This window comes from Methylobacterium sp. Leaf125, from assembly GCF_001423085.1.
Taxonomy (GTDB): Bacteria; Pseudomonadota; Alphaproteobacteria; order Rhizobiales; family Beijerinckiaceae; genus Methylobacterium.
Genome location: NZ_LMNU01000001.1, coordinates 1,219,417 through 1,234,413 on the forward strand (window position 1 = coordinate 1,219,417; position 14,997 = coordinate 1,234,413).

Annotated in this window: 15 protein-coding genes; 8 read left to right on the forward strand and 7 right to left on the reverse strand. The window is 69.0% G+C overall.

Annotated features, from left to right (window positions below; genetic code table 11):
• Positions 1–36: 36 nt before the first annotated feature.
• From ASF58_RS05585 to ASF58_RS24765, 5 genes are all read right to left on the reverse strand, one after another.
• Positions 37–540, reverse strand: coding sequence for an N-acetyltransferase (locus ASF58_RS05585; protein ID WP_055948265.1), 504 nt, complete (start codon positions 538–540; stop codon positions 37–39).
• On the reverse strand, positions 537–1,646 hold the full coding sequence (locus ASF58_RS05590; protein WP_055948268.1) for a microcin C ABC transporter permease YejB: 1,110 nt from the start codon (positions 1,644–1,646) through the stop codon (positions 537–539). Before ASF58_RS05590 ends, ASF58_RS05585 begins: the two co-directional genes overlap by 4 nt.
• A gap of 9 nt (positions 1,647–1,655) precedes the next feature.
• A complete protein-coding gene (locus ASF58_RS05595) occupies positions 1,656–3,515 on the reverse strand; it encodes an extracellular solute-binding protein (protein WP_055948271.1) in 1,860 nt (619 codons plus the stop codon).
• Positions 3,512–5,395 (reverse strand): extracellular solute-binding protein, encoded by a 1,884-nt coding sequence (locus ASF58_RS05600; protein WP_055948274.1) that lies wholly within the window; start codon positions 5,393–5,395, stop codon positions 3,512–3,514. The genes ASF58_RS05595 and ASF58_RS05600 overlap by 4 nt, the downstream gene beginning before the upstream one ends.
• 272 nt (positions 5,396–5,667) lie before the next feature.
• Positions 5,668–6,576, reverse strand: coding sequence for a c-type cytochrome (locus ASF58_RS24765; RefSeq protein ID WP_082512831.1), 909 nt, complete (start codon positions 6,574–6,576; stop codon positions 5,668–5,670).
• Positions 6,577–6,946: 370 nt separating this feature from the next.
• Here ASF58_RS24765 and ASF58_RS05610 point away from each other — a divergent pair, with 370 nt between their 5' ends.
• The 5 genes from ASF58_RS05610 to ASF58_RS25620 all read left to right on the forward strand — a co-directional run bounded on the left by ASF58_RS05610 (position 6,947) and on the right by ASF58_RS25620 (position 10,927).
• On the forward strand, positions 6,947–7,690 hold the full coding sequence (locus ASF58_RS05610; RefSeq protein ID WP_055948277.1) for a 3-deoxy-manno-octulosonate cytidylyltransferase: 744 nt from the start codon (positions 6,947–6,949) through the stop codon (positions 7,688–7,690).
• Between the two features lie 24 nt (positions 7,691–7,714).
• Positions 7,715–8,572 (forward strand): prephenate dehydratase, encoded by an 858-nt coding sequence (locus tag ASF58_RS05615; RefSeq protein ID WP_055948280.1) that lies wholly within the window; start codon positions 7,715–7,717, stop codon positions 8,570–8,572.
• Positions 8,573–8,876: 304 nt separating this feature from the next.
• The gene (gene oxlT / locus ASF58_RS05620; RefSeq protein WP_055948931.1) at positions 8,877–10,163 is read left to right on the forward strand and encodes an oxalate/formate MFS antiporter; all 1,287 of its coding nucleotides are present in this window, start codon (positions 8,877–8,879) and stop codon (positions 10,161–10,163) included.
• Between the two features lie 170 nt (positions 10,164–10,333).
• Positions 10,334–10,534 carry a hypothetical protein gene (locus ASF58_RS05625; protein ID WP_055948284.1) on the forward strand — a complete coding sequence of 67 codons (201 nt, stop codon included), beginning with the start codon at positions 10,334–10,336 and terminating at the stop codon, positions 10,532–10,534.
• Between the two features lie 234 nt (positions 10,535–10,768).
• A complete protein-coding gene (locus tag ASF58_RS25620) occupies positions 10,769–10,927 on the forward strand; it encodes a hypothetical protein (RefSeq protein ID WP_156375529.1) in 159 nt (52 codons plus the stop codon).
• An 86-nt stretch (positions 10,928–11,013) separates the two neighbouring features.
• Here the strand turns inward: ASF58_RS25620 and ASF58_RS05630 are convergent, their stop codons facing one another.
• The gene (locus ASF58_RS05630; RefSeq protein ID WP_055948288.1) at positions 11,014–11,739 is read right to left on the reverse strand and encodes a tyrosine-protein phosphatase; all 726 of its coding nucleotides are present in this window, start codon (positions 11,737–11,739) and stop codon (positions 11,014–11,016) included.
• 215 nt (positions 11,740–11,954) lie between these two features.
• Here ASF58_RS05630 and ASF58_RS05635 point away from each other — a divergent pair, with 215 nt between their 5' ends.
• The 3 genes from ASF58_RS05635 (at position 11,955) to ppa (ending at position 13,540) form a co-directional block, all read left to right on the forward strand.
• A complete protein-coding gene (locus tag ASF58_RS05635; RefSeq protein WP_055948291.1) occupies positions 11,955–12,461 on the forward strand; it encodes a GNAT family N-acetyltransferase in 507 nt (168 codons plus the stop codon).
• Positions 12,462–12,537: 76 nt separating this feature from the next.
• Positions 12,538–12,867: a hypothetical protein gene (locus ASF58_RS05640; RefSeq protein WP_055948294.1), complete on the forward strand. Its 330-nt coding sequence runs from the start codon at positions 12,538–12,540 to the stop codon at positions 12,865–12,867.
• A gap of 124 nt (positions 12,868–12,991) precedes the next feature.
• Positions 12,992–13,540 carry an inorganic diphosphatase gene (gene ppa / locus ASF58_RS05645; RefSeq protein ID WP_055948297.1) on the forward strand — a complete coding sequence of 183 codons (549 nt, stop codon included), beginning with the start codon at positions 12,992–12,994 and terminating at the stop codon, positions 13,538–13,540.
• Between the two features lie 84 nt (positions 13,541–13,624).
• Here ppa and ASF58_RS05650 read toward each other — a convergent pair whose 3' ends face one another.
• Positions 13,625–14,881, reverse strand: a complete 1,257-nt coding sequence (locus tag ASF58_RS05650) for an FAD-dependent monooxygenase (protein WP_055948300.1) — start codon at positions 14,879–14,881, stop codon at positions 13,625–13,627.
• Between the last annotated feature and the right edge of the window lie 116 nt (positions 14,882–14,997).

A 14,997-nucleotide genomic window follows, 5' to 3' on the forward strand; every position in this document is an offset into this window, starting at 1 on the left:
GTCCCTGCCGGCGCCGGGTCGGCGCCCTCGGCGGGGTCAACGCCAGCGGAGGGCTGTGACGTTCCCCGAGATCGTCGCGGCCGCGCCGGGCCGGAGCTCGCGCCAGAGGAAGCGGGCCGGGTCGACGGGGGAAGGCGGGACGAGGCGTCCGGGCGGGATCGGCGCGAAGCCGAAGCGCCGGTAATACGGCGCGTCGCCGATCAGAAGGACGAGGCCGTGGCCGGCGGCCGTCGCCGCGTCGAGGCAGGCCGTCATCAGGGCGGCACCGATGCCACGCCCCTCGAAGCTGGGATCGACCGTGAGGGGGCCGAGCACGAGCAGGGGATCGCCCGCCTCGGCCGGTCCCACCCGCACCGAACCCACGAGGTAGGTCGCCACCAGGGCGGTGAAGCAGAGCTCAGCGACGGGTGCGGTTCCCTCCCGCAGGCGGTAGGCGGTGCGGGCGAAGCGGCCGGGGCCGAAGGCGCGGGCATGGAGCCGCTCGATCGCCTCGGCGTCGCCCGCGTGCTCGTGTCGGATGATGAGGGGGAGGGTGGTCACGTCGCCCGCGCCGAGAAGTCGATGCGCGGGTCGATCCAGGTGTAGATCAGGTCGGAGAGCAGGTTCACCGCCAGCCCGAGCAGGGAGAAGATGTACAGGGTCGCGAACACCACGGGGTAGTCGCGTCCAACGATCGAGGTGAAGGACAGGAGTCCGAGACCGTCGAGGGAGAAGATCGTCTCGATCAGCAGCGAGCCCGTGAAGAAGGCCGAGATGAAGGCCGCCGGGAAACCGGCGATGACGATGAGCATGGCGTTGCGGAAGACGTGGCCGTAGAGCACCCGGCGCTCGGACAGGCCCTTCATCCGGGCCGTGAGGACGTACTGCTTGCGGATCTCGTCGAGGAAGGAGTTCTTGGTCAGCAGGGTCGAGGTCGCGAAGGCGCCGAGCACCAGGGCCGCCAGCGGAAGCGTCATGTGCCAGGCGTAGTCGACCACCTTGCCCCAGAGGCTCAGGGACTCGAAGTTCTCGCTCGTCAGGCCCCGGATCGGGAAGATCTGCACGAAGGAGCCGCCCGCGAACAGGATGATCAGCGCGATACCGAAGAGGAAGCTCGGGATCGCGTAGCCGATGATGACCACGGTCGAAGTCCAGAGATCGAAGCGCGAGCCGTCATGCACCGCCTTGCGGATGCCCAGCGGAATCGAGATCGCGTAGGAGATCAAGGTCATCCAGAGACCCAGCGAGATCGACACCGGCAGCCGCTCGCGGATCAGCTGCAGCACCGAAACATCGCGAAAATAGCTGTTGCCGAAATCGAACCGGACATAGTCCCAGATCATCTTGGCAAAGCGCTCGGGCGCCGGCTTGTCGAAGCCGAATTGCTGCTCGAGCTTCTTGATGAAGGCCGGGTCGAGCCCCTGCGCGCCGCGGTAGCGGGCACTCGCCTCGCCCCCGCCCCCGCCGCCGCTGCGTGCAGCGCCGCCGAGGTCGCCGGCCCCCCCGGTCACCCGCGACAGGCTGCCCTCGTTCTGGCCCTGGAGCTGGGCCAGCACCCGCTCCACCGGGCCACCGGGGGCGAACTGGACGATGACGAAGGTGATGAGCATGATCCCGAAGATCGTCGGGACCATGAGCGCGATGCGGCGCAGGATGTAGCCGAGCACGGGTGTCCCTCAGGTTCGGCCGATGCGCCGGGCCTTGGCGGCATCGTACCACCAGACGTTCGGCACGCCGAGATCGTAGGTCGGTCCCTTGGCCGGGCGGCCGTAGACGTCCCAGAGGGCCAGCCGGTGATCGGCCTTGTACCACATGGGCACCCAGTAGCGCCCCGCCCGCAGCACCCGGTCGAGGGCGCGCGCGGCGTGGATCATGTCGGCGCGGGAGTTGGCCTCCGTGACCTTCTCGATCAGCGCGTCGATGGCGGGGCTCGCGATGCCCGCGAGGTTGTTCGCGCCGAGCGTACCGGCGGCGCGGGACCCATAGGCCTCGCGGAGTTCGGGCCCCGGCGTGAGCCCGCTGGCGAAGCGGCGGGCGGTGAGGTCGAAGTCGAAATCCTTGACCCGGGCCTGGTACTGCGAGGGATCGACCAGCCGGATGCTGGCGCGGATGCCGATCAGGCCGAGATTGCGGATGAAGGGCTGCGTCACCGGCTGGAACACCGGGTCGTTGTCGAGGAACTCGATCTCCAGCGGCTTTCCGGAGGCTAAGCGGATCACGCCGCCGTCGCGGGTGCAGCCGGCCTCCCGCAGCAGGGCCACGGCGCGGCTGAGCAGGGCGCGGTCCTGGCCCGACCCATCGGAACTCGGCGGGCTCCAGGCCTCGCCGAAGACCTCCGCCGGCAGGTCCCCGCGCATGGGATCGAGGAGGGCCAGTTCCTCCGGCGCCGGACGGCCCGTGGCCTTCAGGTCCGAGTTCTCGAAATAGGAGGCCGTGCGGATATAGGCGCCGTACATCAGGTTGGCGTTCGACCAGTTGAAGTCGAAGCACAGGCCGATCGCCTCGCGCACCCGGGGATCGCGAAAGGCTTCGCGGCGGGTGTTCATCCACCAGCCCTGGGTGCCCGACGGACGGGCATCGGGCACCACCTCCTTGCGGACGCGGCCCTCTTGCACGGCGGGAAATTCGTAGCCCGTGGCCCAGACCCGGGCGGTGAACTCTTCGCGGAAGGTGAAGGCGCCGCCCTTGAAGGCCTCGAACGCGACCTGGCGATCGCGGAAATACTCGTACCGGATGGCGTCGAAGTTGTTCTGCCCGACATTCACTGGCAGCTCTGCGCCCCAGTAATCCTTCACCCGCTCCAGTTCGATGAAGCGCCCCGCCTCCACGCGACTGACCTGGTACGGCCCGGAGCCGAGCGGCGGCTCCAGGGAGGAGGCCTCGAAATCGTGCTTGGCGTAGTAGGTGGCCGAGAACACCGGCAGTGTGGCGACGAAGAGGGGTAGGTCGCGGCTGCGGCCGGGGGCGAAGCGCAGGGTCACCGTGGCGTCGTCCTCGGCGATGGCCTCGGCGAGGTCGCGGATCACCTGGGAGATCTCGGGGTGGCCCTTCTCCTTCAGGAGGCGCATCGACGCCGCCACGTCGTGGGCGGTGAGGCGTGAGCCGTCGTGGAAGCGGGCCTGCGGCCGCAGGGCGAAGCGATAGCGCAGCCCGTCCTCGGAGATCTCGACCGAGCGGGCGAGGAGCCCGTAGAGCGCGTCCGGCTCGTCGAGGGCGCGGACCATGAGCGAGTCGAAGGTCAGGTTCATGCCGGCGGCGCCGTCGCCGCGCAGGACGTAGATGTTCAGGGTGTTGAAGGTGTCGGAGGCCTGGTTGCCCAGAGTCGAGGCGATTTGCGCCGAGAAGCGGCCTCCTCGCGGCGCATCCGGATTGACGTAGTCGAAGTTCGGGAAGTCGGCCGGGTACTTGAGGTCGCCGAAGCTCGACAGGCCGTGGCTGGTGCGGGCCGCCGCTCGGGCCGGGGGCGCCAGCACCAGGGTTGCCCCGAGGGCACCGGCGCCCGCGACGACGGCGCGCCGGGTCGGCTCGACGCTCATCGCGGCGCCCCGGTCTTGGCCGCCAGCGTCTCGTCGTACCACCAGGTCGCGGGGAAACCCGAGCTGCCGTATTTCGGCAGCACCGCCGGATGCCCGAAGCGATTCCAGCGCAGGGTGCGCGAGACGTTCGAGCCCCATTGCGGCACGACGAAGTTGTGGGCCAGCAGCACCCGGTCGAGGGCGTGGGTCGCCGACAGCACGCCGGGGCGGTCCTTGGCGAAGATCACCTTCTCGATCAGGGCATCGATGGCCGGGTCCTTGATGCCGATCAGGTTGCGCGAGCCGGCCTTGTCGGCGGAGGCCGAGCCCCAGTACTCGCGCTGCTCGTTGCCGGGCGAGAGGGATTCCGGCCACGAGCTCGTGGTGATGTCGAAGTCGAAGGCCCGCAGGCGATTCTGGTACTGAGCCTGGTCGATGACCCGCAGGGAGCTGTTGATGCCGATGAGCTTCAGCTGCGCCGCGTAGGGCAGCACGACCCGTTCGAACACGCTCTGGAATTCCAGGAACTCGACGGTGAGCGGTTCACCGCTCTTCACGTCGGTCATCTGGCCGTTGCGCAGCTCGTAGCCGGCCTGCTTGAGGAGGCCGACGGCCTCGCGCAGGTTGGCCCGCACCGCGTCGGGCGTGCCGTTGACGGGATTGGCGTAGGGCGTGGTGAAGACCGAGGCCGGAACCTTGTCCTTCACACTCTCCAGGATCGACAGCTCGTCGCCCTGCGGCAGGCCGGACGAGGCCAGCTCCGAGCCGAAATAATAGGAGTCGATCCGCTTGTAGAGGCCGAAGAACAGAGACCGGTTCATCTCCTCGAAGTTCATCGCGAGGTTGAAAGCCCGGCGTACCCGCGGATCGGCGAACTTCGCCCGGCGGGTGTTCAGCACGAAGGCCTGCATGTTGCCGTTGCCGCGATCGGGGAACTCCTCCTTGATCAGGCGGCCCTCCTTCACGGCGGGAAAGGTGTCGTAGGCCGTGGCCCAGTTGCGCGCCACGTTCTCGGCCCGGAAGTCGAACAGATCGCCCTTCAGCGCCTCGATCAGCACCGTCGCATCGCGGAAGTACTCGTTCCGCATGGTGCCGAAGTTGTTGCGACCGACATTCACGGGCAGGTCTTTGCCCCAGTAGTCCGCGACGCGCTCGTAGGTGGCGCTGCGCCCGGCCTCGAACTTCGCCAGGCGGTAGGGCCCCGAGCCCAGGGGGATCTCCAGGGTGGTCTGGGTGACGTCGCGCGGCCGCCCCTGCGCGTCCTTGCCCGTCCACCAGTGCTTGGGCAGCACCCGCAACTGGCCGAGCACCTGCGGCAGCTCGCGGTTGCCCGCCTCCGAGAAAGTGAACGTCACCTCGCGCGGGCCGGTGACGACGGCCTTGGTCACGGTCTGATAGTAGGCCGAATAGAACGGGCTGTTCGCCTTCAGGATGTCGAAGGACCAGACCACGTCCTCGGGCGTCACCGGCTGGCCGTCATGCCAGCGGGCCCCCTCGCGCAGGCGGTAGGAGACCGCGGACAGGTCGTCGGCGAGGCGCACGCCATCGGCCAGGAGGCCGTAGGAGGTGAATGGCTCGTCGGCGGATTCCGTCATCAGGGTATCGTAGGTCTGGACGATCCCGCCCTCGAGGTCGCCCTTCAGCCCCGACACCACGTAGTTGAAGTTGTCGAACCCGCCCTGGGCGCCCAGGCGTACGAGTCCGCCGGCCGGCGCGTTCGGGTCGGCATAATCGAAGTGCTTGAAGTCGGGACCGTATTTCGGCTCACCCATCAGCGTGATCGCGGGCATCCAGGCGCCTCGCGGCGCGGTGGAATCCGGATCGGGGGCGGCCCGGGCGGGCAGGCCACAGGCCAGGAAGGCGAGGGCGGCGACGAGGCGTCCGATCAGGGTAATGCGCATCACAGGCAGGCGGTCTCCGGATTCCGGGGTCGCGGTCCCGCCGCCGCACCGGCGACGGCAGGCGGGTGTTCTAGGACGGACCGGCCGCGAACGCCAAGCGGGCGCGTGCGCGCAGGATGAGACGGGCGCGCGTGCGCGCAGGAAGCGATGGGCGCGCGTGCGCAGGAACTTGAGTCCGTGTCGCCGCGGTCTGGACCGGCAAACGAAAAGGCCGGGCAATGGCCCGGCCTTTTTGCGTCCGTGAGGGGCTTCGGTTCTCGCCGAAGACCGACCTACGGCTGGGCCGGCTTCTCGGCCGGGAGAGTGGTGGCCGGGGCAGGCGGCGCGGCGGGGGCGGCCCCGACCGGCGTGTCATCGGCAGGCTTCACCGAGGCCGGCTTGTTCGCCTCCTCGCCCGTGACGGTCGGCTTGGCGGCCGTCGCCGGGTTGGCGACCTCCGGCTTCTGATCCTCGGTCGCCTTGGAGGCGTCCGCGGGCTTCGGCGCCTGCTCGCGCCGGACCTCGGCCGCGGGCTTCGACTCGGGGTTGGGCTTGGCGTCGGCCGGTTTGGCATCGGCCGGCTTCGCTTCGGCGGGCTTGGTATCCCCAGCCTTGGCAGCGGCCGGCTGGGCTTCGGCCGGCTTGTCGCCCTCGGCCTTCTTCTCCGCGGCCGGCAACGGCGCCGGGGTATCGGCGAGGCTGCGCAGGTAGAGGATGACGTCGGCGCGCTCGGTCGGCGAGGTGATGCCGGCGAACGCCATCTTGGTCCCAGGGACGTAGCCCTTCGGATTGGTCAGGAAGTGATCGAGCTCGTCGTAGGTCCAGGTGCCGCCCTTCTCCTTGAGCGCGGCCGAGTACTCGAAGCCGGGCTCGTGGGCCCGCTGGCGATCGACGACGCCCCAGAGATGCGGCCCGACCTTGTTCGGGCCGCCCTTCTCGAAGCTGTGGCAGGAGGAGCACTTCTTGGCCGCGGCCTGACCCTTGTCGACGGTGGCGCTGGCCAAACGGATCGGCAGGGGCTCGGCCTTCGCCTCGGGCGCGGCGCCGCCGGCGGCCTTCGCCTGCGGCTCGGGCAGGGCATAGCCGGCATTGCCGGCAGGCTTGGGATGATAGATCAGCTCGGCGACGAAGCCCGACCCCACGGCGAACAGCAGCGCGCCGAGCGCGGCACCCGCAACCTTGTTCAGCTCGAAAGAGTCCATTCTCGACAACTCCGGTGCGGCCGGCCTGAGGGGGAGAATTCAGGGCGAAGTCCAGCGCGTGCCTGTGCCGGACTTTGGAAACGGTCGAGGGTGCTTAGCCGCTGAAGCCCGACCTTGACAATGGTCGAGTCGCGCTTCGCGTAGTCGCAGACCGGCAGGTGTCGCCGCCATCCCTCACTTCTTCAGACGCGGGCGGGCGCATCCGGTTCCCGCGCCGGCGGACGCGGTCTCCGCGGCCCGGCGAGACACCTCTGGCAAGACACGCTCGGCAAGACACGCTCGGCAAGGCACCTCCGCCATGACACGCCCGGCATGACAACTCGGGGCGTCGCTGGTAAGCACCGGCCCAGCCGGAGCAGGGTCCAGACCGATGTCCGATCCCATCGTCCTCATTCCCGCGCGCATGGCCGCGACCCGCCTGCCCAACAAGCCGATGGCCGACCTCGCCGGGGAGCCGATGATCGTGCATGTCTGGCGCCGTGCCGTGGAGGCCGGTATCGGCCCCGTGGTGGTCGCCACCGACACGCCCGCCATCGTCGAGACCATCGAGGCCGTGGGCGGCCTGGCGGTCCTGACCCGGTCCGACCATCCCTCCGGCTCGGATCGCCTGGCCGAGGCCCTGGAGATCATCGATCCGCACGGCAACCACGACGTGGTGGTCAACGTCCAGGGCGACCTGCCGACCATCGATCCAGGCATCATCGGCGCGGCGATCCTGCCGCTGGCAGACCGCTCCGTCGACATCGCCACCCTCTGCGCCATCATCACCGAAGAGTCCGAGCGGCGTGACCCCAACGTGGTCAAGCTCGTCGGCCACATCGTGGGCACCCGCCGTCTGCGCGCGCTCTACTTCACCCGCGCCGAGGCGCCCTGGGGGGAAGGGCCGCTCTACCATCACATCGGCCTCTACGCGTATCGCCGGAAGGCGCTCGCCCGCTTCATGGCCCTGCCGCCCGGCGAGCTCGAGACCCGCGAGAAGCTGGAGCAGCTCCGCGCCCTCGAGGCCGGGATGCGCATCGACGCCATCGTCGTCGATGACCTGCCGCTCGGCGTCGATACCCCCGCCGACCTGGAACGTGCCCGCGCCATCCTGTCGGCCCGCCGCCTGAACTGAAGCGCCTCGGAAAGACCAGCCCGCATGCCCCAGCACATCGTCTCCTACCAGGGCGAGCCCGGCGCGAACTCCCACATCATCTGCGCTCAGGCCTACCCGGACTGGACGCCGCTGCCGTGCCCGACCTTCGAGGATGCCTTCGCGGCCGTGAAGGAGGGTCGTGCGACGCGGGCGATGATCCCCATCGAGAACTCGATCGCCGGCCGGGTGGCGGATATCCACCACCTGATCCCGACCTCGGGCCTGCACATCGTGGCCGAGCACTTCCTGCCGATCCACTTCCAGCTGATGGTCCTGCCCGGCACGCCGGTGGAGCAGATCCGGACGGTGCACAGCCACGTCCACGCCCTGGGACAATGCCGCAAGATCATCCGGCGCCTCGGCGTGCGCCCCATCGTGGCCGGTGACACGGCCGGAGCCGCCCGCGAGGTGGCGGAGGCGGGTGATCCCACGCGCGGTGCCCTGGCTCCCGCGCTCGCCGCCGAGGTCTACGGCCTCGACATCCTGGAGCACGATGTCGAGGACGAGAGCCACAACACCACCCGCTTCGTCGTGTTCTCGCCAGAGCCGGAGCCGGTCTCGCCCGAGGCGGGCCCGATGGTCACCAGTTTCGTGTTCCGGGTCCGCAACATCCCGGCGGCCCTCTACAAGGCGCTGGGCGGCTTCGCGACGAACGGCGTCAACATGTCGAAGCTCGAGAGCTACATGGTCGACGGCCAGTTCGTCGCGACCCAGTTCTACGCCGAGGTGGATGGCCATCCGGAGGAGCCGGGCCTGTCACGAGCCCTGGCCGAACTCGGATACTTCTCGCGGGAATTGCGGATCATCGGGACCTACCCGGCCCATCCCTACCGGGAGGCGAGCCGCATCGCCGCGGAATAGGAACTCCGTTTCGCCAAGCTACTGTCCAGAGCATGACCGCACCGGGGCCGGCGGCGGCCGTGCCTCCGGAAACCGTCGCCGTCGCCACCGCGCGGGCTGAGCCGTCGCGTCCGGCGACCGGCACCCGACGCATCGCCGCGCGCCAACACCCTGCAGGATGATACACGCCTGGAGACGCTGAGCGGGGTTCCGCCACCTCCGCACGTCCGAAACGACATTTCATTCCCTGGTATATTGCATACAAAGAATTTTGGTGCATGCTGGCGGCATCGGTGCGAACAATCCGATCAAGAAGGAATTCGGGATGGAACGTCTGGACTCACCGTCCGCCAAATGGTGGCAACTCGCCTTCGGCGTGCTCTGCATGGCGATGATCGCCAACCTTCAATACGGGTGGACGCTGTTCGTCGACCCCATCGACACCAAGTTTCACTGGGGCCGGGCGGCGATCCAGTTCGCGTTTACCATCTTCGTTGCGACCGAGACTTGGCTGGTGCCGGTCGAAGCCTGGTTCGTCGACCGCTACGGCCCGCGCATCGTGGTCTGCTTCGGCGGCATCATGATCGCCCTGGCGTGGTTCCTGAACGCCCACGCCGATTCCCTCTTCCTTCTCTACGCGGCGGCGGTCATCGGCGGGATCGGTGCCGGATCCGTCTATGGCACCTGCGTCGGCAACGCCCTGAAGTGGTTCCCCCATCGCCGCGGCCTCGCCGCCGGCGCCACCGCGGCCGGCTTCGGTGCGGGCGCGGCCGTCACGGTGATCCCGATCGCCAAGATGATCGCCACCAGCGGCTACCAGGACGCGTTCCTGTTCTTCGGGCTGGGTCAGGGGGCCATCGTGGTCCTGCTGTCGTTCTTCCTGCGGAAGCCGTCTCAGGCGGTACCGGTCCAGCGCAAGACTCTGCGCCTGCCGCAGGCCAAGCTCGATCGCACGCCGCGCGAGGTCGTGCGCACCCCCGTCTTCTGGCTGATGTACGTGATCTTCGTGATGGTCGCCTCCGGCGGCCTGATGGCGGCGGCGCAGATCGCCCCGATCGCCCACGACTTCAAGGTCGCCGACGTGCCGGTGAGCCTGTTCGGTCTGCAGATGGTGGCGCTCACCTTCGCGATCTCCCTCGACCGCATCTTCGACGGCTTCGGGCGCCCGTTCTTCGGCTTCATCTCGGACAATATCGGGCGTGAGAACACGATGTTCATCGCCTTCTCGATCGCCGCCCTGGCGATCATCACCCTGCTGACCTACGGCACGAATCCGCTGATCTTCGTCTTCGCCACGGCGGTGTATTTCGGGGTCTTCGGCGAGATCTACTCGCTGTTCCCGGCCACCTGCGGCGACACCTTCGGTTCGAAGTTCGCCACGACGAATGCCGGCCTGCTCTACACTGCGAAGGGCACTGCCTCGTTCCTGGTGCCGATCGCCAGCATCATCTCCGCCAAGTACGGCTGGTCGGCGGTGTTCTCGATCATCATCGGCCTCAATGTGGTGGCGGCAATCCTGGCGATGTTCGTGCTCAAGCCCCTGCGCCTGCGCTTCCTGAATGACGAGACCGTCGCGACCCCCGTCGCGGCCCGGCCTGTGCAAGCGGCCTGACACGCGGATGGTCCCGCGTGAGACGAGCCCCAACCCGGGCTCGTCCACAAGCCCTCCCTCCGCGGTGGGCCGACCCAGGGGGGGCCGACGCCCGACCGTGCGACGATCGGGCGAAGAGGCGAACCGATGGCCGGCCAGAATGCGAAGTTACCTATGAACCGAGGTTGTCCATGAACATTGCGGCGGCACTCACCCTTCAGACGGTCCCCTTCGCCGGCATCGTTCTGGCGGGTCGCGAAGACAAGGATTTCTTCGCGGTCGTGTATCTCGGTGCGGTGGGATTGATCCTGACGCTGATCATCCTCACGGGCGAAAGTCCGAGCTACGTTTCGTCCTTCGCAGCGGATCTCGAAAGTCTGTCGATTAACTGATTGCTGCGTTGCGAAAACTATCGGTTCGAGGACAGAGTCTTCCCGCAGAGGTTGGTTGAGCCTTGCAGAACTGAGGGTTGAGCGATGCGGAGAGTGCGGGGCGAGAATCGCCTCGACCGCCGATTTGCGGGAAGCTCTGCGTCGGCCGCATGAGTGGTGTGTAGAATTTGGTATACCAAGGAAAATGGTGCAGTGCCATATCTGGCTCAACGCAACCGCCCTGGAACACACCCGATGATCGCTCTTCTCGTTGTCGCCGCCGCCGCTCTCAACGTCTCGCTGGTCTTCGTGGCTGCCAATCTCCTGACCCCGAAGAACGGTCCGCTCTCCAATTCCGGCCGCTTCATCGCCAGCAACGAGAACGCCCCGTCGACGATCCGTCTCGCCGCCTGAGGCGACCCTGCCGGGCGCCCGCGCCACGGCATACGGTTCGTCGAAAGCCCGCCCGGCTCGGCCGCGGCGGGTTTTTTCGTGTCGGGCTATTCGCGCTTGATGATCCGGTCCACCACGAGGTCGGACCAGAAGCCGGGGCGGAACGTGCGCTTCAGCGCCTCCGCATCGTACTCGGTCTCGACCCAGGTCAGGAAATCCAGGCCCTTGGGCTCGCCCTCCCGGCGGTAGAGCGCGAAGAACGCGTCGAGGATCCCGGTCTTGGCGAACCGGAAATGGCCGTAGCGGGCCGAGAGCTGGCCCATGGCCTCCGAGACCGGCAGGCCCTCGTGCAGGATGAGGTAGAGCGCCGCCGCGAGGCCGGCGCGGTCTGCGCCGGATTTGCAGTGCATCATCGCCGGGTACTCGACCCCGTCGAAGAACGCCTTGGCGGCCAGGATGGTCTCCCGCGAGGGGGCCTCCCGCGAGCGCAGCACGAACTCCACCAGCGTCAGGCCCTGCCGTTCGCAAGCCTCGCGCTGGAGCGGCCAGGACCCGTGCTCGCGTCCGCCCCGCAGGGAGATCACGGTGCGAACCCCCTGGCGCTTGAACCAAGCCAGCTGGTGCGGTGTCGGCTGGGCCGAGCGCCAGAGCTTGCCCGCGCCGATCCGGTGGCGGTTCAGGTAGGCCAGGCGGAACACGCCGTGATCCACCAGAAGCATGTTCGCCCAGGCTTTCGCCCGCGAGACCGGGCCGGCGATCGGGCGCTCGAAGCGCGCGATCCGCGCCATGCGCCGGGCGTAGCGGGTCTCGTACGAGAGAAAACGGTTGAACACGGGGACGGGGGCACCGGTCTGGCGGGGCAGGGGGAGGGGTTGATCTACCAGTGCGCGGCGGCCGCGGCAAACGCGCTGTGGAGCGCGGGGAGCAACCGGCATCGCGCTTGCGTTGGTCCCCGTCGCCTTGTCTTCGCCCGGATCGTCGCTACCGATGCGGGGGTCGACACCGATTGCGAACCGTCCATCGTCCTCATCGAGCGCGGGGATCCGTCATGCGAACGAGCACCACCAGCATTCGCCGCGCCCGTCCGGCCGACGCCGACCCCTTGGCAGACCTGTTCGATGAGACATGGCGCGAGGCCTACCGGGGGATCATCCCCGGGGTCGCGCTGGAGCGGATGATCTCGCAGCGCAGTTCGCAGTGGTGGCTCGGGGCCACCCAGCGCAGCCGGCCCCTCGTGGTGGTCGAGCAGGAGAGCAGCATCGTCGGCTATGCGGTCTACGGACCGGCGCGGGGCCGCATTCTCCAGGCCCCCGGCGAGATCGACGAACTCTACATCCGCCCGGCCTACCAGGGGCTCGGGCTCGGACGCCGCCTGTTCCGGGCGGTCTCCAACGACTTGGCCGACCACGGCCTGACCCGGGTCGGGGTCTGGTCGCTCGAGGGGAACGAGCGGGCCTGCGCCTTCTACACCGGGCTGGGCGGCATCGCGATCGGCCAGGCCATCGACCGGATGGCCGGAACGGTTCTGCCCAAGGTCGGTTTCCGCTTCAGCTGACTTCGCCGAAGCCTGCGCCGCCCCCCGCGGTCCGGTCCGGCGGATCGGATCCTCGGGCGGGCGAGCGGGACGACGGATGCGCGTGACGGCAGCGGATTGGGACAGGCGGGTCACGGATCTCAGCGCGAAGCTGCCGGACCGCATCCGCCGCGCCGTGGATTGGCTGCGCGAGCCGTCGCGGTTCTGGGTTCGCCTCCTGGCTGCGATCCTGTTCATCCTCGGCGGCATCTTCTCGATCCTGCCGATCCTCGGCCTCTGGATGCTGCCCGTGGGCCTCGCTCTGCTCAGCCAGGACGTGCCCGCCCTGAAGGTGCCCCTGGAGCACGCGGCCCGCTGGATCGAGCGCATGGTCCGGCGCCTCGTCGCGGCCTGGCGCAGGCGTTTCGGCTCGTCCGACCGCCCCTGAGGCGCACCCGACAATTTCGTGCAAACGTCGCCCCCTGCCGCACGGTGCGATTTCCTTCGCGGCGGAAGGGCCTTAAGACACCCGGCAACGGGGCCGTGACGCCCCTGCTTCCGGGAGCACAGCTATGATCATCGACGCGGTCTCGATTGGCAAGAATCCGCCGGACGACGTGAACGTCATCATCGAGGTTCCGATCGGTGGTGACCCGATCAAGTACGAGATGGACAAGGAGGCCGGCGCCCTGGTGGTCGATCGCTTCCTCTATACGGCGATGCACTACCCGGGCAATTACGGTTTCATCCCGCACACCCTGTCGGGTGACGGCGACCCCTGCGACGTGCTGGTGGCCAACACCCGCGCCATCGCCCCCGGCGCCATCATCAGCGCCCGTCCGATCGGCGTCCTGGTGATGGAGGACAATTCCGGCGAGGACGAGAAGATCATCGCCGTGCCGTCGCGCCACCTGACCATGCGCTACGACCGGATCGAGAACTACACCGACCTGCCCGACATCACGATCCACCAGATCCAGCACTTCTTCGAGCACTACAAGGATCTGGAGCCCGGCAAGTGGGTCAAGATCAAGCGCTGGGGCGGCAAGGAAGAGGCGCATCGCCTGATCCTCGAGGGCATCGAGCGGGAGAAGGCCAACAAGGCCGCCAAGGGCAAGTAACGCGCCCCGGCCCGCCGTCTTCGGCGCGTGAGCAGTCCCATTGCGGCGGTCCTTTCCCGAGGGAAGGGGCCGCCGTTTCGCGTCTCAGAGTGCCTCGCCGCGCATCAGGCGTGGCTGCGGCCCGCGCGCGGCGGCCGCCTCACCGATGAAGAGGCGCTTCAAACCGGGAAGCCGGTCGACGAGGCCGAGGCCGAAATCGCGGACGAGGCGCAGCGGCATCACATCGTTGGAGAACAGGCGGTTGAGCCCGTCCGTCACCGCCCCCATTGCGACGGTGTCGAAGCGGCGCGCCCGCTCGTAGCGCTTCAGGACGTCCGGGCTCCCCGGATCGAGGCCGAGGCGGAGAGCGTCGGTGACCGCCTCCGCCAGCACCGCCGCGCCGGCGAGGCCGAGGTTCAGCCCCTGGCCGGCGATCGGGTGGATGACGTGCGCGGCATCGCCCAGGAGCGCCAGGCGCTCGCCGCGGAAGCTGCGGGCCATGCCGAAGGCGAGGGGATGCGCGCTCGGGCCCCGCTCCAGTGCCAGGCGCCCGAGATTGAGGCCGAAGCGGCGCTCGATCTCGGCCAGGGTGTCCTCCGGTCCGCCGCCCGTCAGGGCCGGTACCTCGGCTGCCCGCTCCGTCCAGACGATGGACGAGCGGTGCCCGAGGGCGCCCCCGTCCACCAGGGGCAGGATGGCGAAGGGGCCGCTGGGCAGGAAGTGCTCGTAGGCCCGCCCCGCATGGTCGCGCTCGTGCCCGATCGTGGCGACGAGCCCCATCTGCGGATAGGACCAGCCGACCCAGCCGATCTTCGCGGCCTCGCGCAGGCGCGAACGGGCCCCATCCGCCGCGACCAGGAGCGCGGCCGGCAGTACGCGTCCGTCGCCGAGGGCGATGCGCGTCGTGCCGCCGGCCGGCAGAGCCTCGACGATGCCGGTGGGCTCGAACACCACCCCGGCCGCCTCGGCCGCCGCGAGCAGCGCGGCCACGAGGGGCTCGGCCTCGACCATATGGGCGAATGGGGCGCCGGCTTCCGCCTCCTGCGCGAAGGTCAGGAAGACCGGGCGCACCGGGTCTGACAGGCGACTGTCGCTCACCACCATGTCGTGGATCGGCTGCGCGGCGTGCTGCACCGCATCCCAGATGCCGAGGCGGGTGAACATGCGCCGCCCGCCGGCCGCCACCGCGTAGGCCCGCCCGGCATGGCGCGCCGCTCCGGCGCTGAGGCCGGGATCGCAGAGCGTGACCGTCAAGGCCGGGCCGTTGGCCTGGGCCAGCGCCAGGGCGAGCGTCAGCCCGGGAATGCCGGCGCCGGCGATGACCACGCTGCGCTGGTTTCCGCGCTTCTCCGATCCGTCCATGCCGATCCCCGCCACCCTCGCTGCCCGGGAGGGAGTGCCATTCCCCGGCGCCGGGGGCAACGCGCGGCGTCGGGGATCGAGCCCGCGCCATCGTCGCCGGGCCCGGTCGCCGAAAC